Source organism: Actinobacillus vicugnae (assembly GCF_901687125.1).
GTDB lineage: Bacteria > Pseudomonadota > Gammaproteobacteria > Enterobacterales > Pasteurellaceae > Actinobacillus > Actinobacillus vicugnae.
This window is the reverse complement of sequence record NZ_CABFJY010000036.1, coordinates 1-1332: the sequence shown is the minus strand read 5'-3', so window position 1 is coordinate 1332 and position 1332 is coordinate 1. Positions and strand designations below refer to the sequence as shown.

General features: G+C 33.1%; 2 protein-coding genes. Both read right to left on the bottom strand.

The genetic code is table 11. The features are described 5' to 3' along the window. A partial coding sequence (locus tag F8M47_RS08135) for a lipase family protein (protein ID WP_150539618.1) occupies positions 1-743 on the bottom strand: 743 nt, incomplete at its 3' end. Next, a partial coding sequence (locus F8M47_RS12075; RefSeq protein ID WP_167509608.1) for a hypothetical protein occupies positions 743-1332 on the bottom strand: 590 nt, incomplete at its 5' end. The genes F8M47_RS08135 and F8M47_RS12075, both read right to left, overlap by 1 nt.

Genomic DNA, 1332 nt, shown 5'->3' with positions numbered 1-1332 from the left:
AACTTATCACTGTAATAACGCGCAAAGTCACTATTCCCCACGCGTGGTGAGCCATAGGTATAAAGCAATGGTTTAAAGCCTAATTCAAATAGGTAAGCACTTAAAATGGTGGCAACAGCACCACCTAGGCTATGCCCTGTTACGTAAAGTTCTTTTTCGTTTAAGCTATCAACAAAACCGATAAATTTATCTGAACGAATAATAGTCTCGGCTTGCGTATAAAAGCCACGATGTAATTCACCTTTAATATTAAAATCAGGCTTGATTTGTTTGGCATCGCCATCAATTAACCAATCTTTTTTTTCAAACGTACCGCGTACAGAAATCACGGCTCGAGTTTCATCTACATAGAAAAATGCCGCCGTACTTGTGGGTTTATCTTCCACACTACCTGTACCCAAATCATCATGCCTTATTCCTTTTCCAATATCTACTAACTGAATAAATGGGGTTAAACCATGTGTAATTGTACCGCCACCATCATCTTTTATTTTTGTCAGTTTATAATATTGCCAATTTCCTTCCATATGGCAAACAGTATGTTGCTGCTGGGCTTTATTAATAAAGACACTGAAATCAAATTCATGCTTTAAATCCTTATCTAAGGACAACATGCTATATGCCAGACGAGACAAATATCCTAAATTATAAGCATTAATATAACTATATTCATCAGAATGAGTAAGCCATAAAGTATGTTCTACTTTTCGACAAGAATTAGTAATTTCTGTAACTAAAGACATCAGTAAGGCTCCTCATCAAAAAATTTTTGGAAATTCTCAGGATAAAAAATTTTTTCATCAAAAGGTTGCAAGTTAAACTTCTGACAAAAATCAATTTTTTTACTATTGCAATACTCTGAACGGCTAATCTTTAAATTAATTTTAATACTAGGATTATCTTTCCAAAAAGAGGGGGTATATCCCTCCATGCCTAAATATTTTTCTATATTATTTTTTTCTATTGATGAGGAAGAGCAAGACAAAAACTTCAGATATCCAATCTTGCCAAATCCATTAATATCTTCGATATTCCTTTTATAGCAATACACATCATAATCTAGCTTATTAATGTACATTCTACTTTTATCATTTTCTAATCTATCATTAGGAACCAATGAAAATTGTGTAACCCAAAAACTATAAATTAATGTTGTACGTTCTGCTTTGCCTTTTTCATTATAAGGCTCTTTATTTAATCTTGGGTCATCACTTTTTTCTTCAATCCTCATTCTACCACCATAACTACGATATACACACCCATTCAATTTAAATTGATCAGGATAACGGATAACATATTCCTTTCCCCCATCGCGTTCTTCAGCAATAAATT